This window comes from Streptomyces sp. NPDC007907, from assembly GCF_042959365.1.
Lineage (GTDB): Bacteria > Actinomycetota > Actinomycetes > Streptomycetales > Streptomycetaceae > Streptomyces > Streptomyces indiaensis.
The window spans coordinates 554,675-575,730 of sequence record NZ_JBIBKR010000006.1; the positions used below are offsets into that span (position 1 = coordinate 554,675).

Below are 21,056 nucleotides of genomic sequence, written 5' to 3' on the forward strand. Positions count from 1 at the left end.
GCCGATTTGCCGGTGGTGCCCCGTACCCTCGTACGCATGACCAGCGACGACACCGTAAGGCCAGGCCGCCCCCGCTCGATCGAGACCCTTGCCGCGCTCTCCGCGGAGCAGACCGAGGCCGTACTCGGGCTGCTCGACGAGGCGGCCCGGACCGACGGGCAGCAGGCGGTGTCCGAACAGGGCCGGTTGCAACTGCGCGGCGGGGAGCGGGAGGGCGTGTCGCATCTGCTGCTCACGGCCGGCGGGGAACTCGTCGGCTACGCGCAGCTGGAGGACACGGACCTGGTGGAGCCGCCGGCCGCCGAGCTGGTGGTGCACCCGGGGCACCGCGGGCACGGGCACGGGCGGGCCCTCGGCTCGGCGCTGCTGGCCGCGTCGGGGAAGCGGCTGCGGGTGTGGGCGCACGGCGGGCACTCCGCCGCCCGGCATCTCGCGCAGGTCCTCGGGCTGACGCTGTTCCGCGAACTGCGTCAGATGCGACGGCCGTTGACCGGCTTCGACGCGCCCGAGCCGGTGCTCCCCGAGGGCGTGACGGTCCGCACCTTCGTCCCCGGCCAGGACGACGCGGCCTGGCTCGCGGTGAACGCCGCCGCCTTCGCCCACCATCCCGAGCAGGGCTCCCTCACCCAGCGCGACCTCGACGACCGCAAGGCCGAGCCGTGGTTCGACCCGGCGGGCTTCTTCCTGGCCTTCCGCGGCGACGAACTCGTCGGCTTCCACTGGACGAAGGTGCACGCCGAGGAGGGCCTGGGCGAGGTGTACGTCCTCGGCGTCGGTCCCGGCGCGCAGGGCGGCGGGCTCGGCAAGTCCCTGACCACGATCGGACTGCGGCACCTCGCGGGGCAGGGGCTGCCGACGGCGATGCTGTACGTCGACGCCGACAACAAGGCGGCGGTGTCGGTGTACGAGCGGCTGGGGTTCACCACGCACGAGGTGGACCTGATGTACCGGACGGAGACCTGAGCCGTGCCGTCGACGACCGGGCCGCGGGTCCGGCCCGCCGCCGAGTCCGACCTCGCCGCCCTGGTCCGCCTCCGCGACGACGCCGCCCGCTGGATGCTGTCCCGGGGCATCACCGGGCAGTGGCGGCCGGGGGAGCTGGACGAGGACCACTTCCGCCGGATCATGACGCGGGGCGAGGTCTGGCTGGCGGAGGCCGGAGGGCGTCCGGTCGGGGCCTGGGAGTTGTGGTGGGAGGACGAGGACGCCTGGGGTGCGCAGCCGCCCGTCGCCGGGTATGTGCACCGGCTGATGGTGGACCGGGCCGCCGCCGCGCCCGGCACGGGCCGGCTGCTGCTGTCGGCCGCGGAACGGCGTGTGGCCGAGGCGGGGCGGACCCGGGTGCGGCTGGACTGCCTGGCGGGCAACGCACCGCTCAACGCCTATTACGTCGACGCCGGTTACCGGGTCGTGGGCCGCAAGGAGGGCAAGCCGCAGCCGGGCGGCCCGCCCAAGTCCTTCACCCTGCTGGAGAAGCGGCTCGGGTAGGCGCCGGGTCCGCCCAGGACGGCCGCCAGAGCTCGCCCTCGGGCGGTCGGGGGCGCGTCGCCGTCAGGTGGTCGCGCAGTGCCGTCAGACCGGGGTGCGGGTTGTCGGCGCGCCAGAGCAGGGAGTGCGGGTAGACCGGGGTGGGGTCGCGCAGGGGGACGAGCCGCAGGTCGTGGCCCACGGGCCAGACGTGCGGGGTCCGTTCGCTGAGGAAGGTCGCCAGGGCCGGGGATCCGGCGATGGTGTCGAGGAGCGCTTCGAGACCGAAGTGGGGGCCGATGGTGTCGACGGCCGGTCCGAACTCGGCGGCGAGCGCCTCGTAGTAGGCGTGCCACTCGGTGCCGGGCGCGTTGCCCGGCATCCAGATGCGGTGCCCGGCGAGCTGATCCGGCGTCACCCAGGGGGCCCGGGCGAAGGCGTGGCCGGGGCCGACGCACAGGTGCATCGGCTCGTCGAGGACCGGCAGGGCGGCGATGCCGTCGGGGAGCGGGTGTCCGGGCATGGTGACGGCACGGAAGGTGGCGTCGACGGCCCCGTCGCGCAGGGCGGTCACGGCCGTGTCCACGTCGAAGAGGGTGACGACGTCCAGCGGGATCTCCGGGTGGGCCCGGTGGAAGTCCTGCACCAGCCCGCCGGGGGCGGCCCGGCGGCCGACGACGTCGACCCGCAGGGCCCGCCCCCCGGGCCGTACGGCGGCCACCGCCCGCTCCTCGGCCCCGAGCAGGGCGCGGGCGTGTGGCAGCAAGGCCTGCCCGTCGATGGTGGGTTCCGCCCCGCGCGGCGTACGGACCAGGAGCCGCACCCCGAGGTCCTTCTCCAGCGCGGCGATCCGCTTGGAGACGGCCTGCTGGGTGAGGCCCAGATCCACGGCCGCCCGCTGGAACTGCCCGGAGTCGGCGATCGCGACGAAGGCCCGTACCGCTTTGAGGTCCACGACGGGCAGGGTAGCCGTACAACCTGCGGTTGTCGGTCGGGCCGGTGCCGTCGGCCGGTTCGGCCGGATGCGGTCCTCTGCCCCACCGTGCGGTGTGCCTGCCTGCCGCGTCACCAACGTCCCCGGACAGCACACCTAGGGCCGGACCCGCCGCCGCAGAGGTTCGACGGTGCACAGCGCGCCCAGAATCACCGCCACGGCCAGCAGCACGGCCCACCGGTCGTGCGCCGCCCCCCAGCGCTCGTCCTCCACCGGCACGAACAGGGCCCAGCGGCCGGGCCAGAACAGCATGGCGAGCACCGACGTCGTCAGCAGCCCTGCCGCCACCGACCGGCCCGGCCGGGTCAGTTCGCTGAAGCGCACCACGGCCGCCCCGCCCGCGACCGCCAGGACGAAGGCCGCCCCGGCCTCCAGTGTGAGGTCCGCGACCGGGGGCCGTACGTCCGGCGGCACGAGCAGCAGTGCCACCAACCACCAGGCCGCCGCGGCCGGGACGGCCAGGGCGACGCGCAGGGCGAGACGGACGGGGCGCCGGGTCGGCACGGTGGCCGTGGTGTGCCGGGCCGGGTCGTCCAGGAGGAAGGCCAGGCCCAGCGCGAAGACGAGGATCGCGGCCCGCAGCAGGTACAGGGAGAGCCGTTCCGCCGACTCGCCGGTCCGGGTCAGCGCGGCGAGCAGCAGTCCCACGGCCCCGGCCGCGCCGACCTGGCCCCATGGCACCGTCCGGTGGACGGGGAGCACCAGGTGCCGGATCAGGAGCACTTGTCGTCCCCCTCGGGTGCGGGCAGACCGAGCAGCCCGGCGGCCCGGGCCGCGGTGACCTTCGGTGCCGTCAGCTCGTCCCACCGGTCCTTCACGCGGGCGCCGGCCTCACCCCGGGGCAGGTCGAGCAGCGCGCGCAGCACCTCGGTGTGGGCCTCGGTCATGTACAGCCCGTCGGTGGGCTGGAGCACGGAGTCGGAGCCGGTGAGGGTGTCGTTGAGGCGGACGCGGCGCAGCGCGTCGAGTGGGTCGGACTCCCAGCCCACGGCCAGCCACATGAGGGGGATGATGCGGCCGTCGCAGATCGAGGTCGCGGCCTTCTCGTCGCCGGCGATCAGCACTCCGGCCACGGCGGCCGAGAACTCGGGGACGCGGTTGCCGCCCCACCGGGTGCCCACCGTCACCTGGTGCGGACGCTCCAGCGGCGTCAGCGCGGAGTCGCCGTCGAGGCCGTAGCGCGCCTCGATCCGCTGGCGTACGACGATGTCCTGCTCGTGGGCGTCGCCCCCGGCCAGTGACCGGACGCGGTTCACCACTTCGGCCCAGTCCGCCACCCGCGGGCCCCACTCGGGGAACGCGCAGTACGTGGAGCCGTCCCGCCGGACGCAGGACTGCACCTGTTCCGGGTGGACGGTGGCGCGTTCGCGCGCCCGGAGCAGCTCGGGGGAGTCGCCCGCCGACTGGGCCACCCCGCCGGTCAGTGTCATGGCCAGCGCCCCGGCGACGCCGGCGAACACGGCCGGCCTGCGGCCGCCGGCCAGGAGCACGGCGAGCAGGCCGAGGGTCAGCGCCAGCCCGGTCAGGTACAGGGCGTGCCAGGCGGCGGGCCGGCCCAGCAGGTCCGACGGCAGGGTGTTGGGGGTGGCGTCCTCGACCGCCGGCAGCAGCCACCTCGCTTCGTAGCCCAAGCCCGAGAAGAAGACGAACAGGAACAGCAGGAGCACCACCAGCAGCGGCGCGACGAGAGCGGACCGCACCAGCCCTGCCACGAGCAGCCCGAACAGCCCGAACAGCAGCACGGTCAGCGGGCCGACGAGCAGTTCGCCCACCGAGCCGTGCCCGACCGCGCCGGGCCGCAGCGCCTCCCGGCCGAACTGCGCGGCCACGCAGACGGCGGTGAGCAGGGCCGCGGCCACGACCGACAGGGCGTGCGCGACCGTACGGCGCCAGAGCGGGAGGACCAGCACCGTGAGGAGCTGTTCCGTGCCGTGCCGCTGGGAGCGGACCGCGGCGTGGTTGACGGACAGCAGGACCGCGAGGCCGATGAGCATGGGAGCGCCCTGGGTGGCCCGGTCGACGTCCTGGAGGGCCGGGAAGCCGTCCCCCTCCTTGCCGCCGCGCCACACGGTCCAGCCGATGTACACGGCGAAGGCCATCAGCACCGGAACCCGGGTGAGCAGCCGGCGGGACTCGAAAAGGGCCAGGGCGAACACGGCCTTCCAGGGCCCGCCCGGCTCCTGACGCGTTGCGGACACGGCCGGCTCGGTCGTCAGCGCGGTCATGCCGCCACCTCCGCTCCGGCACCGTCGAGCGTGAGGAGGTAGCCGTCCTCCAGGGTGGGTTCGAGCAGCTCGGCGCCGGGCGGCGGGTCCCCCACGTTGCGGAAGGTCCCGGTCCCGGTGCGCCACCCCGCCTTCGCCCCGGGGTGCCGCTCGGTGCTGCTCCACACGCGTCCGGCGGCCCGTGCGGTCAGCTCGGCCGGGGTGCCCTCGAAGCGCACCCGGCCTGCGGCCATGACGAGCACGCGGTGGCAGAGCATCGCCACGTCCTCGGTCTGGTGGGTGGACAGCAGCACCGTCCGCCCCTGCCCGGCTTCGGCGATCAACTCCCGGAAACGCATGCGCTGTTCGGGGTCGAGCCCCACGGTCGGCTCGTCGAGCACCAGGAACCCGGGGTCTCCGACGAGGGCTGCTCCCAGAGCCACGCGCTGCCGCATGCCCCCGGACAGCTTGCGGATCCGCTTGCCCCGCACCTCCGTCAGGCCGACCTCGTCGAGGACCCGCCGTACCTCGCGGTGCCGGGCGGCCCGGTCGGTCATCTCCTTGAGGATCGCCACGTAGTCGACGAACTCGAAGGCGGTGAAGTCCGGGTGGAAGCCCGGGGTCTGGGGCAGATAGCCCAGCCTGCGCCGCACTTCCTGCCGGCCGCGGGCGGTGCCGGGATCGTGCCCGAGCACGGTGAAGGCCCCCCGGTCGGCGGGCAGGGCGGTGGCGAGGACCCGCAGCAGCGTGGTCTTGCCGGCGCCGTTGGGCCCGAGCAGCCCGGTGACGCCGGCGGTCAGCCGCAGCGACACGTCGTCGAGGGCCCGGGTACCGCCGTAGCGCAGGCTCAGCCCGGAGGCGGACACGGTCGGGGTCATGCGGCACGTCCTTGGAAGAGGTCGAATCGGTCACGGTGCAGGTAGAGCAGCCCGGCGGCGAGCGCGGCGACCGCCGCCGCCACGCACTGCCCGGCCACGGTGAACGGCGCGAGCGGCCCGTCCGCCCCCGTCCGCAGTGCGTCGGCGGTCAGCAGCAGCCCGACCCACGCCCCGCCCACCAGGGACGGCGCGAGCACGGGGCCGAGACGGGGCGTCAGCGCGAGTCCGGTCGCGGTCAGCGCCAGCCCCGGCAGCAGCCAGGCCAGCGCCCGCAGCCCGTAGGCGGGCAGCGCGAGGGTGGCCAGCCCGTTCAGTCCGAGCACGACCGCCAGTACGGCCACCGTCCGGACCATCAACAGCCGGAACCCGTGCATCGGCGCGACGACGGCCATCTCGTACGTCGGATCCAGCGCGGGCCCGTACGACAACCCCACCCCGGCCAGCGGCAGCAGCGGCGCGAGGGCCAGGAACAGCGTGGGGAACTCCCCTCCGTGCACGGAATGCGCGGCCGCCACGCTCAGCAGCAGCACGGCGACGACGGCCCCCAGCCAGGACCGCCGCAGCACCGGCGTCGCCGCGAGCAGCCGCGCGGTGTGCCCGGCCACCCCGAGCCGCAGGAGCAGCCGCTCCAGAACCCCGGTGCGGGGCGCGTCCAGCGCGGCGTCGAGCCGTTCCCACCCGGCGTCGAGGGCGACCGGATCACTGACCCCGGCCAGTCCCGCGCGGCACCGGGCGCAGGAGGTCAGATGCGCGTCGGCGGACCAGAGCGCGGGCGCGTCCAACTCCCCTCGCGCGTAGGCGCGCAGATCCTCTTCGGACACGTGCCAGCTCATGCCAACGCCTCCCGCAACTGCTTCCGGGCCCGCATCGCCCGTGTCTTGACCGTCCCGGGCGGTATCCCGAGCAGCACGGCCGCCTCACGGGTGGTCAGCCCGTCGATGACGGTCGCCTGCAGCACCGCCCGCAGCTCGGGCGACAGCCGGACCAGGGCCCCGGCGAGGTCCCCGTGTTCCACCCCCGCGAGCACGCGTTCCTCCGCCGAGGCCTCGTCCCGGTGCCGCAGCCGTGCCAGGGCCTGCCGCAGCCGCCCTCGCGCCCCGTCGCCCCGCAGCGCGTCCACCAGCCGCCGCGACCCGATGCGCCACAGCCACCCGGCCGCGTCCGCGGAGGGGTCCTCCTGCCGGTAACGGGATGCGCCCCGCCACACCGCGAGGAAGGTCTCCTGCACCACGTCGTCGACGACCCCGAGATCGGCGCACCGACCCCGCAACCGGGCCCGGAGCCACGGCGCGTAGCGCCGGTACAGCTCCTCGAAGGCACCCCGGTCGGCGTCCGCGGCCATGGCCCGCAGCAGCTCCCCGTCGCTTCTCGTATCGCTCACGTCTCCTCATCGGACGACCCGGACCGAACGGTTCACGAAAGCACGCTTGACTTTCCGGACCCCCTTCCACCACCCTTTCACTACTCAATTAGTGAAAGGGTGGTGCGGCAGTGGTCGAGTACCGCATCGACCGGCGCAGCGGCGTGGCCACCTACGTCCAGATCGTCCAGCAGACCAAGCAGGCCCTGCGGCTCGGCCTGTTGGAGCCGGGGGACAAGCTCCCGACGGCCCGTGAGGTCGTGGAGGCCACCGCCATCAACCCGAACACGGTCCTCAAGGCCTACCGGGAACTGGAACGCGAAGGCCTCGTCGAGGCCCGCCGCGGACTGGGCACGTTCGTCCGCAAGTCCCTGAGCACCGCCCCCGCCGACTCCCCGCTCCGCGCCGACCTGGACGCCTGGGCGGCCCGGGCCCGCGAGGCCGGTCTGGAGCGCGAGGACGTGGCCGCCCTCTTCACTTCCGTACTCGACGCGCACTTCGCAGACTTCAAGGGGGACGCATGACCGACACCGCCATCGAGGCGGCCGGCCTGGGCAGGAGGTTCGGGCGACGCCGCGCACCGGCCCTGGACGGCTGCGCCTTCCGGCTCCCCACGGGCCGCGTCTGCGCCCTCACCGGCCCCAACGGCGCCGGCAAGTCCACCCTGCTCGCCCTGGCGGCCGGGCTGCTGCGCCCCACCGAGGGCACCGTCACCGTGCTCGGCACGACCCCGGCCGCGGCCCGCGAGCGCCTCGCCTACGTCGCCCAGAACAAGCCCCTGTACCCCCAGCTCACCATCGCCGGGACCCTGCGGCTGGGCCGCGACCTCAACCCCCGCCGCTGGGACGCCCGCACCGCCGAGCGGATCGTCGAGGAGGGCGACCTCGACCCCGGCACGAAGATCCGGGCGCTCTCCGGCGGCCAGCGCACCCGCGTCGCCCTCGCCCTGGCCCTCGGCAAGCGCCCCGAACTGCTGCTCCTGGACGAGCCGATGGCCGATCTCGACCCGCTCGCCCGGCACCAGCTGACGGCCACGCTCATGGCCGACGCCGCCGACCACGGCACCACGGTTGTCATGTCCTCGCACGTCGTCGCAGAGCTGGAGGGCTCCTGCGACCACCTGCTGCTGCTCGGCTCGGGCCGCGTCCGGCTCGCCGGGCCCCTGGACGAACTGCTCGCCGCGCACACCCTGGTCACGGGCCGGGCGGGCGACGCCCTCGACCCGCACACGGTCGTCGAGTCCCGCACCACCGGCCGCCAGCTGACCGCCCTGGTCCGGCCCGCGGGCCCCCTCGGCGACGGACTCCACGGCGACCGCCCGTCCCTGGAGGAGGTCGTCCTCGCCCACCTGCGCGCCCCCGATGCCCCGCCGCTGCTGCTCGACGCACGGGAGGCCGCCGTATGACCGCCCTCGACACCCTGACGACACCAGCCGTCCCCCGGCGCACCTCGCCGTCGCGCGGCCTGGTCCTGGCCATGCTCCGGCTGCACCAATCGGCGCTGCTGTTCTGGCTGGGGCTGGTGGTGGTGGCCGCCGGGGCGCTGCTGTGGGCGATGGGCCCGGGTGCGGACGCCGCCTGGACCGAGTACGCGGACACGGGCTGCGACCTGTCCCACCCGAACCTGGGCTGCGACATCCCCGGCCCCGCGAACAGCCGGTACCAGACGGCCGTAGCGGTCGGTATCGGCCTCATCAGGCTCCTCCCGCTGCTCACCGGGGCCTGGGCGGCCGGCGCCCTCATCGGCCGCGAGCTGGAGAACGGCACCGCTCAGCTCGCCTGGACCCAGTCGGTGGGCCCCCTGCGCTGGCTGGCCGCCAAGCTCGCGGTTCCGGCCCTGCTGCTCATGGCGGGCACGCTCACGCTGACGCTGCTGCATCGCATGCTGTGGTCGTCGGACCTCGCCCCGCTCGGCGTCATGAGCTGGCGCGCGTGGTACGACGACGGCACCTTCGAGATCAACGGCACCATCGCCGCCGCCCAGGCCCTCGCCGCCCTGGCCATCGGTGTCCTGGTCGGGCTGCTGCTGCGCCGGACGCTGCCCGCCCTCGGCGTCGCGGTCCTGGCCGTCGTGTCACTCGTCTACGTCCTCGACGAGGTGCGCCCGCACCTGTGGCCGGTGAAGACGGCGGTGAGGGGCCTGGAGGACGGCACCGCCGGCTCCGACAGCATGATCGTCGAGACCGGCGCCCTGACCGCCTCCGGCGCCCGCGTCCCGATCCCGTCATGCTCGGGCGAGCCCGGCTGCGACGCCAGGAACGGCATCACCCACTACTACGCCGACTACCACCCGGCCTCCCACTTCTGGCCCCTCCAGCTCATGGAGACCGGCCTCCTCCTCGCCGTCGCCGCCCTGGCTGCCGCGACCGCCTTCGTCCTGCTGCGCCGCCGCACGGGAGCCGCCGTATGACCGCCCTCACCGCGGCGACCACCCCCGCCGCCCGCCCCGCCCGCCACCGGGGCGGCCTGCTGCGGGCGGTCGCCCGGACCCACCGCACGGCCCTCGTCCTGTGGCTGTCGGCTCTGGCCGCCGCGACGGCCGCCCTGATCTGGCTGCATTCCCTCGGGGACGAGGCCCGCGACGGCATGAGCGCCTGCGCCACGCCCCCGACCGACCGGCTCCCCTCCTGCGCTGCGGTCGAGGCGATCACCGCCGACGAGACCTACGCGAACGGCATCGCCGTACTGGCCACCGTCCTGTCCTGGGTGATGTTCCCCGTGGCCGCCTGGGCGGGCGGCGCCCTGGTCGGCCGGGAACTGGAGAGCGGCACCGCCCGGCTGGCCTGGACGCAGTCGGTCGGCCCCCTGCGCTGGCTGGCCGTGAAACTGGCCGTCCCGGCCGCCCTGCTCACCGCCGGCACCGGCACGCTCGTCCTGCTGAACCGCTGGGCGCGCGGGGACGGCGATCCCGACCTGGTCGGCGACTGGTACTACCCGGACGCGTTCGTGTCGACGGGCCCGGTGGCCGTGGCCTACGCCCTGGCCGGCCTGGCCCTCGGCGCCCTCGCCGGACTGGTGTGGCGCCGCGCCCTGCCCGCCACGGGTGTGGCCCTCGCCGCCGCCCTGCTCGTCCACAGCGTCCTGGAGCGGCACCGCGAAGACCTCTGGCCGGCCGTGACCCGCACCGAGGCCGGCAGCCTCGAACTGCCGCGCTCCGCGTTCCAGGTCGCCTGGGCCGACACCCCCCGGCACGGCGTGACGCTCACCCGCGCGACCTTCCACCCCGAGTCGCACTTCTGGCCGCTGCAGTCCATGGAAACCGGCCTCCTGCTGGCCGTGACCGCCGCCGCGACGGCCACCGCCTGCCTCGTCCTGAACCGCCGCCTCCCCTGAGCCCGGTCCGCGCGTCCTTCCACGGGGGGATGGACGCGCGGACCGCACGCACACGGCTGCTCCCGGCCCTGTGGACGCCCGCGGGCCGCCCCCCGGTGTCCCGCACGTCATGTCTCCGTAACCGTCGATTCAGACGAGCTTGCGAAGCTCGGCCAATGAATCCCGCCGTGCCCGAGCCTCCCCCGCCCCGCGAGGGTCCCGAGGGAAACGGGAGCACTCATGTGGCACCTCCGCTCCCGCCCGCGCTGTCCGACGCGCCCGTGATGCTCGCGGCGCGGAAGAATGGGTCCATGAGCCAGCCGAACACCCAGGCACAGGTCCAGCACCAGCAGCCCTCCGTGGGCTCCATCGCAGCCCACCGCCCTCACACGGTCGCGGCAGCCGTCTCCGATCTCGAACCGGACATCGACGCCGACCTCGACGCCTACGAGGAGTCGCACGCCGACGGCGCCGAGCTGCCCCAGGGCCGGTTCCTCGACCGGGAGCGCAGCTGGCTCGCGTTCAACGAGCGGGTGCTCGAACTCGCCGAGGACCCCAACACACCCCTGCTGGAGCGGGCCAACTTCCTCGCGATCTTCGCCAGCAACCTGGACGAGTTCTTCATGGTCCGGGTGGCCGGACTGAAGCGCCGTATCGCCACCGGCGTGGCCACCCGCTCCGCCTCCGGCCTCCAGCCGCGCGAGGTACTGGAGATGATCTGGGCCCGCTCCCGCGAGCTCATGGCCCGGCACGCCGCCTGCTACCACGAGGACGTCGCCCCCGCACTCGCGGAGGAGGGCATCCACCTGGTCCGCTGGAACGAACTGCAGGAGAAGGAGCAGGCCCGCCTGTTCACCCTGTTCCGGCACCAGATCTTCCCCGTGCTGACCCCGCTGGCGGTCGACCCGGCGCACCCCTTCCCGTACATCTCCGGCCTGTCCCTGAACCTGGCCGTCGTAGTGCGCAACCCGGTCACCGGCCACAAGCACTTCGCCCGGGTGAAGGTGCCCCCGCTGCTGTCGAGGTTCCTGGAGAGCTCCCCGGGCCGCTACGTCCCCATCGAGGACGTCATCGCCGCCCACCTGGAGGAGCTGTTCCCGGGCATGGAGGTCCTGGAGCACCACGCCTTCCGCCTCACCCGCAACGAGGACCTGGAAGTCGAGGAGGACGACGCCGAGAACCTCCTCCAGGCGCTGGAGAAGGAGCTCATGCGGCGCCGATTCGGCCCGCCGGTGCGCCTGGAGGTCGAGGAGTCCATCGACCGCGAGGTCCTGGACCTGCTGGTGCGCGAGCTGAAGATCAGCGAGGCCGAGGTCTACCCCCTGCCGGGCCCGCTGGACCTCACCGGCCTGTTCCGCATCGCCTCCCTGGACCGGCCGGAGCTCAAGTACCGCAAGTTCGTCGCCGGCACCCACCGCGACCTCGCCGAGGTCGAGTCGGCGTCCGCGCCCGACATCTTCGCCGCGCTGCGCGAGCGGGACGTCCTGCTGCACCACCCCTACGACTCGTTCTCCACGTCCGTGCAGGCCTTCCTGGAGCAGGCCGCCGGCGACCCGGACGTCCTCGCCATCAAGCAGACCCTGTACCGGACTTCGGGCGACTCCCCCATAGTCGACGCGCTCATCGAGGCCGCCGAGACCGGCAAGCAGGTCCTGGTCCTGGTCGAGATCAAGGCCCGCTTCGACGAGCACGCCAACATCAAGTGGGCGCGCAAGCTGGAGGAGGCCGGCTGCCACGTGGTCTACGGCCTGGTGGGGCTGAAGACCCACTGCAAGCTGTCGCTGGTGGTCCGCCAGGAGGGCGAGACGCTGCGCCGCTACAGCCACGTCGGCACCGGCAACTACCACCCCAAGACGGCCCGCCTCTACGAGGACCTCGGTCTGCTCACGGCCGACCCGCAGGTCGGCGCGGACCTCTCGGACCTCTTCAACCGCCTGTCCGGCTACTCGCGCCGGGAGACCTACCGCCGTCTGCTGGTCGCCCCCAAGTCGCTGCGCGACGGCCTGGTCTCACGGATCACCAAGGAGATCCAGCACCACCGCGCGGGACGGCCCGCGTACGTCCGCATCAAGGTCAACTCGATGGTCGACGAGGCCGTCATCGACGCCTGCTACCGCGCCGCCCAGGCCGGTGTGCCGGTGGACATCTGGGTGCGCGGCATCTGCGCGGTGCGCCCGGGCGTGGCGGGCCTGTCGGACAACATCCGGGTCCGCTCGATCCTCGGCCGTTTCCTGGAGCACTCCCGGGTGTTCGCCTTCGGCAACGGCGGCGAGCCCGAGGTGTGGTTCGGCAGCGCCGACATGATGCACCGCAACCTCGACCGCCGGATAGAGGCCCTGGTGCGGGTCACCGACCCGGCCCACCGGGCAGCTCTGAACCGGCTGCTGGAGACCGGCATGTCCGACTCCACCGCCTCCTGGCACCTCGGCCCGGACGGCGACTGGACCCGGCATGCGACCGACGCGGACGGACAGCCCCTGCGCAACGTCCAGGAGATGCTCATAGACGCCCGGAGGCGCCGGCGTGGCACAGCGACACCTTGACCCGACGGACCCCCGGTCCAGGCACGTCGGGCCCGCCCCCACCGGAGACGCCCTCGCGGGCTATCTGCGGGCCCAGGCGACGGAGTTCCTCCGGGCGCTGCGCCTGCACCGGGAGACGGGGTCGGGGGCGAACGGCTCGGAAGGCTCGGCCGAGGCGGCCCGTGCCCTGCGCCGCTCGGCCCGGCGCATCAGCGCCAGCCTGCACTCGTTCCAGTCGCTGCTCGACGCGGACTGGTGCGAGGCGATGCGCCCCGAACTGGCCTGGGTGTCGGGGACGCTGGCGATGGAGCACGCGTACACGGCCCGGCTGGAACGCCTGCTGACGGCCCTGCACCGCCTGTCGGGCTCCTCGGCCCTCCCGTCCCAGGCGGCCGCCTCGGCTGCGGGCGGTCGTGCCGCCGGGGCGGCACGGCTGGGCGCGGCGGCACCGGGAGAGGCCGGGCTGCGCACCGCCCCGGCCTCGGCACCGGAACGCGGCAACCTGACCGTGGGAGCGGCGAAGGCGGGCGCCCTGCTCGACCGCCAGCTCACCCTCGCCCGCACCCGCGCCCACTCCACGGCCCTGCAGGCCCTGGGCAGCAGCCGCTTCCACGCCGTCGCGGACAAGGTCGCGGTCCTGGCCAGTGAGGTTCCGCTGACCGAGGCCGCCGGCGCCACCGACCTGCGCCCCCTGGCCGTCGCCGCCCAGGACCGCCTCGCCGACGCCGTGAGCGCCCTCCCTCTGGTCACCGCGGGAAACCCGTACAACGCCACGGCACTCGTCCACGGACTGTCCCCGGACACGGTCCCGCACCCGCAGGACGCCCCGTGGCACCAGGTCCGTCTGCTGCTGCGCCTGCACCGCTACGCCCGCGAGGCCGTCAGCGGGCCCAAGGGCAACGCCGTGGTGGACCTGCGCCTGCTCTCCGCGGGCCAGGCCCTGAACCGGCACCGTGACGCCTCGGAGGCGGCGGCAGCGGCGGCCCAGGCGGCCCGTACCCCGCGCATCGCCCCGGCCACGGCCTACGCCCTCGGCGTGCTCCACGCCGACCAGCGGCACGAGGTGGAGGCGGCGCGCTTCGCGTTCCAGCAGGCCTGGCAGAAGGAGACCGTGGGCGCGTCATGACCAGGCCCGGCACCAGGAGGCGGTGAGACCCGGTGAACACCCCCAAGAACGCCTCGGGCCGAGACACCACGGTCCAGGCGGCCGGCTGCGTCCTGTGGCGCCGCTCGCGGGTTACCGGCGAGGCGGAGCTCTGCCTCGTCCACCGGCCGAAATACGACGACTGGTCGTGGCCGAAGGGGAAACTGAAGCGCGGCGAGGAGGCCCTCGCCGGAGCCCTGCGCGAGGTGGCGGAGGAGACGGGATGCCAAGCCGTGCCGGGCCCCGAGCTGTCCACCCAGCGGTATCCGGCGAACGGTCGCCCCAAGCAGGTCCGCTACTGGGCCGCCGAGGCGGTGAGCTGCGCGTTCGTGCCGACGGACGAGGTGGATCAGGTGGTGTGGCTGGCGCCCGCCGCCGCCCGCGAGCGTCTCACACAACCCCACGACCGGCCCCTGGTCGACGAGCTGCTCGCCGTGCTGCACCTGCCCCGCACGGCCGGCTGACCGAACGGTCCCGCTTCGTCCGCAAAAGCGGAATCCCGTCGTTCTCTCCCCGTAAGCATTCCGTGACCTCACCAGGCCTTAGACAGGGGTTCACCCCTCGTTCATTTGCGGCCATCGGCGGCTTCACCTGATCTGCCTAATTTCAGCCTTACCGACGTGAGCCGTGCCCATCGGAGCGCGACCGCGTCAGCGTCACTCAGACTTCGCACGCCGCCGATCAGGACGGCGGCTCCTGGAAGGAACTCAAGTGAAGCTTCAGCGCATGAACCGGCGGGCCCTCGCTCTCGGTGCTCTCGCCGTCTCCGGCGCCCTGGCCCTCACGGCGTGCGGCTCCGACGACACCGGCGGCAACAGCAACGACGGCGGCTCCTCCAACGCCGCCGCGCCGAGCAACGTCAAGTGCGACGACGCCAAGGGCCAGCTGCTGGCCGACGGCTCGTCCGCGCAGAAGAACGCGATCGACGCCTGGGTGAAGCAGTTCACCGCGGCCTGCCAGGGCCTCCAGATCAACTACAAGGGCGGCGGCTCCGGCGCCGGCGTCACCGCGTTCACCCAGGGCCAGGTCGCCTTCGCCGGCTCCGACTCGGCGCTGAAGCCCGACGAGGTCACCGCCTCCAAGAAGGTCTGCAACGGCGGCCAGGGCATCGACCTGCCGATGGTCGGCGGCCCGATCGCGGTCGGCTACAACGTCAACGGCGTGGACAACCTCGTCCTGGACGCCCCGACCCTGGCAAAGATCTTCAACGGCAAGATCACCAACTGGAACGACGCGGCGATCAAGAAGCTGAACCCCGACGCGAAGCTCCCGGACCTCAAGATCCAGGCCTTCCACCGCTCGGACGACTCCGGCACCACGGACAACTTCACCAAGTACCTGATCGCCACCGCCAAGAGCGACTGGCCCTACGACGGCGGCAAGACCTGGCAGGCCAAGGGCGGCCAGTCCGCCTCCGGCTCCTCCGGTGTCGCCCAGCAGGTCAAGCAGACCAACGGCGCCATCGGCTACTTCGAGCTGTCGTACGCCAAGGACGGCCTGAAGACGGTCGACCTGGACACGGGCGCCGCCCAGCCGGTCAAGGCCACGGTCGAGAACGCCACCAAGGCGATCTCCGAGGCCAAGGTCGTCGGCACGGGCAAGGACCTCTCCCTGCAGCTGAACTACGGCACCAAGGCCGAGGGCGCCTACCCGATGGTCCTCGTCACCTACGAGATCGTCTGCGACAAGGGCAACAAGTCCGACACCCTGCCCGGCACCAAGGCGTTCCTGCGCTACATCGCCTCCGAGGACGGCCAGAAGGTCCTCTCGGAGAACGACTACGCGCCGATCCCGGCCGACATCATCTCCCAGGTCCGCACCACCATCGAGGGCCTGAGCTGACCCGCGTGCGGCCCGGTCCCCTCCCCGGGACCGGGCCGCACCGTCCGGTGCACCGCCGCCAGTGGCCGTACCCCCGGTACGGCTCCGCAGACCGGAGAACCCGATGGGCACACCCACACAGATAACCGACGCACCTCCCCCCGCACCGCAGCCTTCCCTCGACAAGCGCGCCGCGCGCGGGGCCACCCGGCCCGGAGACCGGATCTTCCTCGGCCTCTCCCGCGGCTCGGGCATCCTGCTGCTGGTGGTCATGGCCGCGATCGCGGTCTTCCTCACCTACCGCGCCTCCCTCGCGATCAGCAAGGACCAGGGCAACTTCCTCACGACCTTCCAGTGGGACACCAACCTCGTCCCGCCGAACTTCGGCATCGCCGTCCTGGCCTTCGGCACGGTCGTCTCCTCGATCGTCGCCATGGTCATCGCGGTCCCGGTCGCCGTCGCCATCGCGCTGTTCCTCACGCACTACGCCCCGCGCCGGATCCGCGGCCCCATCGCGTACGTGATCGACCTGCTCGCCGCGGTGCCCTCCATCGTCTACGGCCTCTGGGGCGCCCTCGTCCTGGTGCCGAACATGACCGGCCTCTTCGGCTGGCTGAACGACTACTTCGGGTGGACCGGCGTCTTCTCGTGGGAGGGCGGCGCCCCCCGCTCGATGCTGACCGTCGGCATCCTGCTCGCGATCATGATCCTGCCGATCATCACCAACGTGAGCCGTGAGGTCTTCCGCCAGGTCCCGCAGATGCACGAGGAGGCGGCCCTGGCGCTCGGCGCCACCCGCTGGGAAGTGATCCGCATGGCGGTCCTGCCCTTCGGCCGCTCCGGTGTCATCTCCGCCTCGATGCTCGGCCTCGGCCGCGCCCTCGGCGAGACCATGGCCGTCGCCACCGTGCTCTCCCCGACCTTCGACATCCAGGCCAGCCTGCTCGACCCGGGCGGCGGCACGTTCGCCCAGAACATCGCCAGCAAGTTCGGTGAGGCCACCGAGTTCGGCCGCGACGCGCTGATCGCCTCCGGTCTGGTCCTGTTCGTCATCACCCTGCTGGTCAACGGCGCGGCCCGCGCGATCATCGCCCGCCGCAAGGAGTACTCGGGGGCCAACGCATGAGCACCGCGACCATCACCCCCAAGGGCCCCGGCACCCTGCGCGGCGCCCGCCTGCCCAAGTGGTCCCCCTACGCCATCGCCGCCGGCTCGATCGCCCTCGCGGTCGGCATCGGCCTCGCCGGCGGCCTGCACAGCCGCGTCCAGTGGGGCCTGATCGCCGCGGTCCTCTACGTCGTCGGCACCTACGCCATCGCCACGGCCGTCGAGGGCAAGCGGCAGGCCAAGGACCGCATCGCGACCTCCCTGGTCTGGGTCGCCTTCCTGCTCGCCGTCATCCCGCTGGCCTCCCTGGTCTGGTCGACCGTCGCGCGCGGCCTGAAGGTCCTCGACGTCTACTTCCTGACCCACTCCATGGGCGTCGTCGCCGACACCGAGCCCGGCGGCGGCATCTACCACGCCATCCTCGGCACCCTGGAGCAGGTCGGACTCGCCACGGTGATCGCCGCGCCGATCGGCGTGCTCACCGCGATCTACCTCGTCGAGTACGGCCGCGGCCGGCTCTCGCAGGCCATCACGTTCTTCGTCGACGTCATGACCGGCATCCCGTCGATCGTCGCGGGTCTGTTCATCCTCAGCCTCATGCTGATGTTCGACATGCAGCCCTTCGGCTTCGCCGGCTCGCTGGCCCTGGCCATCCTGATGATGCCGGTCGTCGTCCGCTCCACGGAGGAGATGCTCAAGCTCGTCCCGAACGAGCTGCGCGAGGCCTCCCTGGCGCTCGGCGTCCCCAAGTGGCGCACCATCCTCAAGGTGGTCCTGCCGACCTCCATCGGCGGCATCACCACGGGCATCATGCTCTCGATCGCCCGCATCACCGGTGAGACCGCACCGGTCCTGCTGCTGGTGTGGGGGAACGCGTTCATCAACGCCAACCCCTTCGAGGGGGCGCAGGCCTCGCTGCCGCTGTACATCTACCAGCAGTACGCGAACAGCGCGGGCTCCGGTGCGGCGTACGACCGCGCCTGGGCGGCGTCGCTCACCCTGATCGCCTTCGTGATGCTCCTGAACCTGGTGGCCCGCGGCATCGCCCGCTGGAAGGCCCCGAAGACCGGTCGCTGACGCGACAACCTGCGGCTACCGCCGCGCGGGGCCACAGCGACCCCCCAGACTTTTTGGAAGTGAAGTAGTCATGGCCAAGCGAATCGACGTCAGCGGACTGACCGCTTACTACGGCTCCCACAAGGCGATCGAGGACATCTCGATGACTGTCGAGCCGCGCTCGGTGACGGCGTTCATCGGCCCGTCCGGCTGCGGCAAGTCGACGTTCCTGCGCACCCTGAACCGCATGCACGAGGTCACCTCGGGCGGCCGCGTCGAGGGCAAGGTGCTCCTGGACGACGAGGACCTCTACGGCGCCGGCATCGACCCGGTGTCGGTCCGCCGCGAGGTCGGCATGGTCTTCCAGCGGCCGAACCCGTTCCCCACGATGTCGATCTTCGACAACGTCGCGGCGGGCCTGCGGCTGAACGGCAACTACAAGAAGAGCGAGCTCTCCGACATCGTCGAGCGCTCCCTCAAGGGCGCGAACCTCTGGAACGAGGTCAAGGACCGCCTGAACAAGCCCGGCTCGGGCCTCTCCGGTGGCCAGCAGCAGCGTCTGTGCATCGCCCGGGCGATCGCGGTCGAGCCGAACGTCCTGCTCATGGACGAGCCCTGCTCGGCGCTCGACCCGATCTCCACGCTCGCCATCGAGGACCTGATCGGCGAGCTCAAGGAGCGCTTCACGATCGTCATCGTGACGCACAACATGCAGCAGGCGGCCCGCGTCTCCGACCGCACGGCGTTCTTCAACCTCGCGGCGGTGGGCCAGCCCGGCAAGCTCATCGAGATCGACGACACGGAACGCATCTTCTCCAACCCGTCGGTCCAGGCCACGGAGGACTACATCTCCGGCCGCTTCGGCTGAGCCGTACCCCCGCCGACTCCTCGCGGTGCTGCATGGCGGTGCCACCGCGAGGTCGAAAAAGGGCCCGCCCCTCTCCCAGGGGCGGGCCCTCTCGTCTGCGTCCGGCGTGCTACAGGAACGCCAGATTCACGATCCCGAAGGCCGCGGCGGCCACGGTCGCCGCGGCCGGCATCGTGATGAACCACCCCAGGATGATGTTCTTGGCGACGCCCCAGCGCACGGCGTTCACGCGCTTCGTCGCCCCGACGCCCATGATCGCGGACGTGATGACGTGGGTGGTGGAGATCGGCGCCTTGAACAGGAACGCCGTGGTGAACATGATCGACGCGCCGGTCGTCTCCGCCGCGAAGCCCTGCGGCGGGTCCAGTTCGATGATCTTCCGGCCCAGCGTCCGCATGATCCGCCAGCCGCCGGCATAGGTGCCCAGCGACAGCATCACCGCACAGGCGATCTTGACCCACACCGGGATCGGGTCGCCGTAGTCCTCGACATCGGCGATGACGAGCGCCATCACCACGATGCCCATGGTCTTCTGCGCGTCCTGGAGACCGTGACCCAGCGCCATGCCGGCCGCCGAGACGGTCTGCGCTATGCGGAAACCCCTCTTGGCCTTGTGCGGGTTGGCCTTGCGGAAGATCCACAGGATCGCGGTCATCACCAGGTAACCGGCCAGGAGGCCGACCACCGGGGAGATGAACATGGGGATGACGACCTTCTCCAGCACCCCGCTCCAGTAGACGGTCGTCCCGCCGGCCAGGGCCGCGCCGACCATGCCGCCGAACAGCGCGTGCGAGGACGAGGAGGGCAGCCCGAAGTACCAGGTGACGAGGTTCCAGACGATGGCGCCCACCAGCGCGGCGAAGAGGATGCCCATCCCCTTCGACCCGGCCGGGGTCTGGATCAGGCCCTCGCTGACGGTCTTGGCGACCCCGGAGCCCAGGAACGCACCGGCGAGGTTCATCACCGCGGCCATGGCCAGCGCGGCCCTCGGCGTCAGCGCCCGCGTCGAGACCGACGTGGCGATCGCGTTGGCCGAATCGTGGAAGCCGTTGGTGTACGTGAAGAAGAGCGCGACCGCGATGGTCACGACCAGAGCGAAGGTGTCCATGAAGGGCTCAGGACTCCTTGACGGCGATGGTCTCCACCGTGTTCGCCACGTGCTCGAACGCGTCCGCCGCTTCCTCCAGCACGTCCACGATCTGCTTGAGCTTCAGGACCTCCATGGCGTCGAACTTGCCGTTGAAGAGGTGCGCCAGCAGCTTGCGGTGGATCTGGTCGGCCTGGTTCTCCAGCCGGTTGACCTCGATCCAGTACTCGGTGAGGTTCTCCATGGTCCGCAGGTGCGGCATCGCCTCGGCCGTCAGTTCGGCGGCGCGCGCCAGCACCTCGATCTGCTGCTCGACGCCCTTGGGCAGTTCCTCGACGTTGTAGAGGACGACCAGGTCGACGGCCTCCTCCATGAAGTCCATGATGTCGTCGAGCGACGAGGCGAGGGAGTAGATGTCCTCGCGGTCGAACGGCGTGATGAACGAGGAGTTCAGCTGGTGGAAGATCGCGTGCGTGGCATCGTCACCTGCGTGTTCCGCTGCCCGCATACGCTCTGCGATCTCGGCCCGGGCGGATGAGTCCGCCCCGAGCAGTTCCATCAGGAGCTTCGAGCCCGTGACGATGTTGTCCGCGGAGGCGGCGAACATGTCGTAGAAGCTCGTCTCCCTGGGGGTCAGACGAAAGCGCACGTGGGGTCCTCGGGGTGCTTCGGTTTCGGTCAGGCTGATGCTAGGCGCATCATCCGGCCACGGCTATCGGGCCGCCCACCAGTGTCGCCCATCAGGCACAGTGATGAGCACGGGGGCGGTTCCCAGGGCCGTATACCCGGTAAAGAGCGGTACCATATACCCACTAGGGGTATATGTCGGCCCACTGCTCACCAGGAGGAAGCGATGACGGACGTGACCGACACCACACATGTCGCACATGTCACCACCGGCACCGCCGACAACGCCGGCACCGAAACGCCGGCCGATCACGACCACGGTGTGCACGGGTACCACAAGCAGAAGGACGAACACCTCAAGCGGCTGCGCCGCATCGAGGGCCAGATCCGCGGCCTGCAACGCATGGTCGACGAGGACGTCTACTGCATCGACATACTCACGCAGGTCTCCGCATCCACCAAGGCCCTGCAGTCCTTCGCCCTGCAGCTGCTGGAGGAGCACCTGCGGCACTGCGTCGCCGACGCCGCGCTCAAGGGCGGCGACGAGATCGACGCGAAGGTGAAGGAGGCGACCCAGGCGATCGCCCGCATGCTGCGGACGTGAGCCGGG

At 72.3% G+C, this 21,056-nt stretch carries 22 protein-coding genes; 14 read left to right on the plus strand and 8 right to left on the minus strand.

The genetic code is table 11. From position 1 onward, the window contains the following. Positions 1-36: 36 nt before the first annotated feature. Together mshD and ACFZDI_RS27060 are read left to right on the plus strand one after the other, a co-directional pair. Entirely contained in the window at positions 37-963 is a 927-nt protein-coding gene (gene mshD, locus ACFZDI_RS27055) for a mycothiol synthase (RefSeq protein ID WP_234845548.1), read from the plus strand. 3 nt (positions 964-966) lie between these two features. Next, the gene (locus ACFZDI_RS27060) at positions 967-1,488 is read left to right on the plus strand and encodes a GNAT family N-acetyltransferase (RefSeq protein ID WP_234845547.1); all 522 of its coding nucleotides are present in this window, start codon (positions 967-969) and stop codon (positions 1,486-1,488) included. Here ACFZDI_RS27060 and ACFZDI_RS27065 read toward each other — a convergent pair. From ACFZDI_RS27065 to ACFZDI_RS27090, 6 genes are all read right to left on the minus strand, one after another. Continuing rightward, positions 1,460-2,422, minus strand: coding sequence for a LysR family transcriptional regulator (locus tag ACFZDI_RS27065; RefSeq protein ID WP_234845546.1), 963 nt, complete (start codon positions 2,420-2,422; stop codon positions 1,460-1,462). The two genes, ACFZDI_RS27060 and ACFZDI_RS27065, sit on opposite strands and share 29 nt — an antisense overlap. A gap of 135 nt (positions 2,423-2,557) precedes the next feature. Continuing rightward, complete coding sequence (locus ACFZDI_RS27070; RefSeq protein ID WP_391253843.1) at positions 2,558-3,184, minus strand: ABC transporter; 627 nt, start codon at positions 3,182-3,184, stop codon at positions 2,558-2,560. After that, positions 3,175-4,686, minus strand: coding sequence for an ABC transporter permease (locus ACFZDI_RS27075; protein WP_391253845.1), 1,512 nt, complete (start codon positions 4,684-4,686; stop codon positions 3,175-3,177). The genes ACFZDI_RS27070 and ACFZDI_RS27075 overlap by 10 nt, the downstream gene beginning before the upstream one ends. Then, complete coding sequence (locus ACFZDI_RS27080) at positions 4,683-5,543, minus strand: ABC transporter ATP-binding protein (RefSeq protein WP_234845543.1); 861 nt, start codon at positions 5,541-5,543, stop codon at positions 4,683-4,685. Before ACFZDI_RS27080 ends, ACFZDI_RS27075 begins: the two co-directional genes overlap by 4 nt. Further along, the gene (locus tag ACFZDI_RS27085) at positions 5,540-6,376 is read right to left on the minus strand and encodes a zf-HC2 domain-containing protein (RefSeq protein ID WP_234845542.1); all 837 of its coding nucleotides are present in this window, start codon (positions 6,374-6,376) and stop codon (positions 5,540-5,542) included. The genes ACFZDI_RS27080 and ACFZDI_RS27085 overlap by 4 nt, the downstream gene beginning before the upstream one ends. Next, a complete protein-coding gene (locus ACFZDI_RS27090) occupies positions 6,373-6,924 on the minus strand; it encodes an RNA polymerase sigma factor (RefSeq protein WP_234845541.1) in 552 nt (183 codons plus the stop codon). The genes ACFZDI_RS27085 and ACFZDI_RS27090 overlap by 4 nt, the downstream gene beginning before the upstream one ends. Positions 6,925-7,034: 110 nt before the next feature. Between ACFZDI_RS27090 and ACFZDI_RS27095 the strand changes: the two genes are divergently transcribed. From ACFZDI_RS27095 to pstB, 11 genes are all read left to right on the plus strand, one after another. After that, positions 7,035-7,427 (plus strand): GntR family transcriptional regulator, encoded by a 393-nt coding sequence (locus ACFZDI_RS27095; RefSeq protein ID WP_234845540.1) that lies wholly within the window; start codon positions 7,035-7,037, stop codon positions 7,425-7,427. Next, entirely contained in the window at positions 7,424-8,308 is an 885-nt protein-coding gene (locus ACFZDI_RS27100) for an ATP-binding cassette domain-containing protein (protein ID WP_391253847.1), read from the plus strand. Before ACFZDI_RS27095 ends, ACFZDI_RS27100 begins: the two co-directional genes overlap by 4 nt. Next, positions 8,305-9,312, plus strand: coding sequence for an ABC transporter permease (locus ACFZDI_RS27105; RefSeq protein ID WP_391253849.1), 1,008 nt, complete (start codon positions 8,305-8,307; stop codon positions 9,310-9,312). The genes ACFZDI_RS27100 and ACFZDI_RS27105 overlap by 4 nt, the downstream gene beginning before the upstream one ends. Beyond that, a complete protein-coding gene (locus tag ACFZDI_RS27110) occupies positions 9,309-10,235 on the plus strand; it encodes a hypothetical protein (RefSeq protein WP_391253851.1) in 927 nt (308 codons plus the stop codon). Before ACFZDI_RS27105 ends, ACFZDI_RS27110 begins: the two co-directional genes overlap by 4 nt. Before the next feature lie 290 nt (positions 10,236-10,525). Continuing rightward, positions 10,526-12,757 (plus strand): RNA degradosome polyphosphate kinase, encoded by a 2,232-nt coding sequence (locus tag ACFZDI_RS27115; RefSeq protein WP_391253852.1) that lies wholly within the window; start codon positions 10,526-10,528, stop codon positions 12,755-12,757. Next, positions 12,738-13,862 carry a CHAD domain-containing protein gene (locus tag ACFZDI_RS27120; RefSeq protein WP_391253854.1) on the plus strand — a complete coding sequence of 375 codons (1,125 nt, stop codon included), beginning with the start codon at positions 12,738-12,740 and terminating at the stop codon, positions 13,860-13,862. Before ACFZDI_RS27115 ends, ACFZDI_RS27120 begins: the two co-directional genes overlap by 20 nt. Positions 13,863-13,894: 32 nt before the next feature. Beyond that, a complete protein-coding gene (locus ACFZDI_RS27125) occupies positions 13,895-14,344 on the plus strand; it encodes an NUDIX domain-containing protein (protein WP_391253856.1) in 450 nt (149 codons plus the stop codon). A gap of 247 nt (positions 14,345-14,591) precedes the next feature. Beyond that, entirely contained in the window at positions 14,592-15,722 is a 1,131-nt protein-coding gene (pstS, locus tag ACFZDI_RS27130) for a phosphate ABC transporter substrate-binding protein PstS (RefSeq protein ID WP_391253858.1), read from the plus strand. 103 nt (positions 15,723-15,825) lie between these two features. After that, positions 15,826-16,827: a phosphate ABC transporter permease subunit PstC gene (pstC, locus tag ACFZDI_RS27135; RefSeq protein ID WP_234845532.1), complete on the plus strand. Its 1,002-nt coding sequence runs from the start codon at positions 15,826-15,828 to the stop codon at positions 16,825-16,827. Next, positions 16,824-17,885 carry a phosphate ABC transporter permease PstA gene (gene pstA / locus ACFZDI_RS27140; protein WP_391253860.1) on the plus strand — a complete coding sequence of 354 codons (1,062 nt, stop codon included), beginning with the start codon at positions 16,824-16,826 and terminating at the stop codon, positions 17,883-17,885. The genes pstC and pstA overlap by 4 nt, the downstream gene beginning before the upstream one ends. A gap of 70 nt (positions 17,886-17,955) precedes the next feature. Continuing rightward, on the plus strand, positions 17,956-18,732 hold the full coding sequence (gene pstB, locus ACFZDI_RS27145; protein WP_391253862.1) for a phosphate ABC transporter ATP-binding protein PstB: 777 nt from the start codon (positions 17,956-17,958) through the stop codon (positions 18,730-18,732). Positions 18,733-18,841: 109 nt separating this feature from the next. Here pstB and ACFZDI_RS27150 read toward each other — a convergent pair whose 3' ends face one another. Next, a complete protein-coding gene (locus ACFZDI_RS27150) occupies positions 18,842-19,840 on the minus strand; it encodes an inorganic phosphate transporter (protein ID WP_234845529.1) in 999 nt (332 codons plus the stop codon). Between the two features lie 7 nt (positions 19,841-19,847). Continuing rightward, complete coding sequence (locus tag ACFZDI_RS27155; RefSeq protein WP_234845528.1) at positions 19,848-20,468, minus strand: DUF47 domain-containing protein; 621 nt, start codon at positions 20,466-20,468, stop codon at positions 19,848-19,850. 204 nt (positions 20,469-20,672) lie between these two features. Between ACFZDI_RS27155 and ACFZDI_RS27160 the strand changes: the two genes are divergently transcribed. Continuing rightward, a complete protein-coding gene (locus ACFZDI_RS27160) occupies positions 20,673-21,050 on the plus strand; it encodes a metal-sensitive transcriptional regulator (protein ID WP_234845527.1) in 378 nt (125 codons plus the stop codon). The last annotated feature ends 6 nt before the right edge of the window (positions 21,051-21,056 follow it).

Coding starts and splice junctions, on each gene's coding strand:
- ACFZDI_RS27115 (WP_391253852.1), top strand. CDS start 10,526: ATGAGCCAGCCGAACACCCAGGCACAGGTCCAGCACCAGCAGCCCTCC.
- ACFZDI_RS27160 (WP_234845527.1), top strand. CDS start 20,673: ATGACGGACGTGACCGACACCACACATGTCGCACATGTCACCACCGGC.
- ACFZDI_RS27085 (WP_234845542.1), bottom strand. CDS start 6,376: ATGAGCTGGCACGTGTCCGAAGAGGATCTGCGCGCCTACGCGCGAGGG.
- ACFZDI_RS27100 (WP_391253847.1), top strand. CDS start 7,424: ATGACCGACACCGCCATCGAGGCGGCCGGCCTGGGCAGGAGGTTCGGG.
- pstB (WP_391253862.1), top strand. CDS start 17,956: ATGGCCAAGCGAATCGACGTCAGCGGACTGACCGCTTACTACGGCTCC.
- ACFZDI_RS27075 (WP_391253845.1), bottom strand. CDS start 4,686: ATGACCGCGCTGACGACCGAGCCGGCCGTGTCCGCAACGCGTCAGGAG.
- mshD (WP_234845548.1), top strand. CDS start 37: ATGACCAGCGACGACACCGTAAGGCCAGGCCGCCCCCGCTCGATCGAG.
- ACFZDI_RS27105 (WP_391253849.1), top strand. CDS start 8,305: ATGACCGCCCTCGACACCCTGACGACACCAGCCGTCCCCCGGCGCACC.
- ACFZDI_RS27110 (WP_391253851.1), top strand. CDS start 9,309: ATGACCGCCCTCACCGCGGCGACCACCCCCGCCGCCCGCCCCGCCCGC.
- pstC (WP_234845532.1), top strand. CDS start 15,826: ATGGGCACACCCACACAGATAACCGACGCACCTCCCCCCGCACCGCAG.
- pstA (WP_391253860.1), top strand. CDS start 16,824: ATGAGCACCGCGACCATCACCCCCAAGGGCCCCGGCACCCTGCGCGGC.
- ACFZDI_RS27150 (WP_234845529.1), bottom strand. CDS start 19,840: ATGGACACCTTCGCTCTGGTCGTGACCATCGCGGTCGCGCTCTTCTTC.
- ACFZDI_RS27080 (WP_234845543.1), bottom strand. CDS start 5,543: ATGACCCCGACCGTGTCCGCCTCCGGGCTGAGCCTGCGCTACGGCGGT.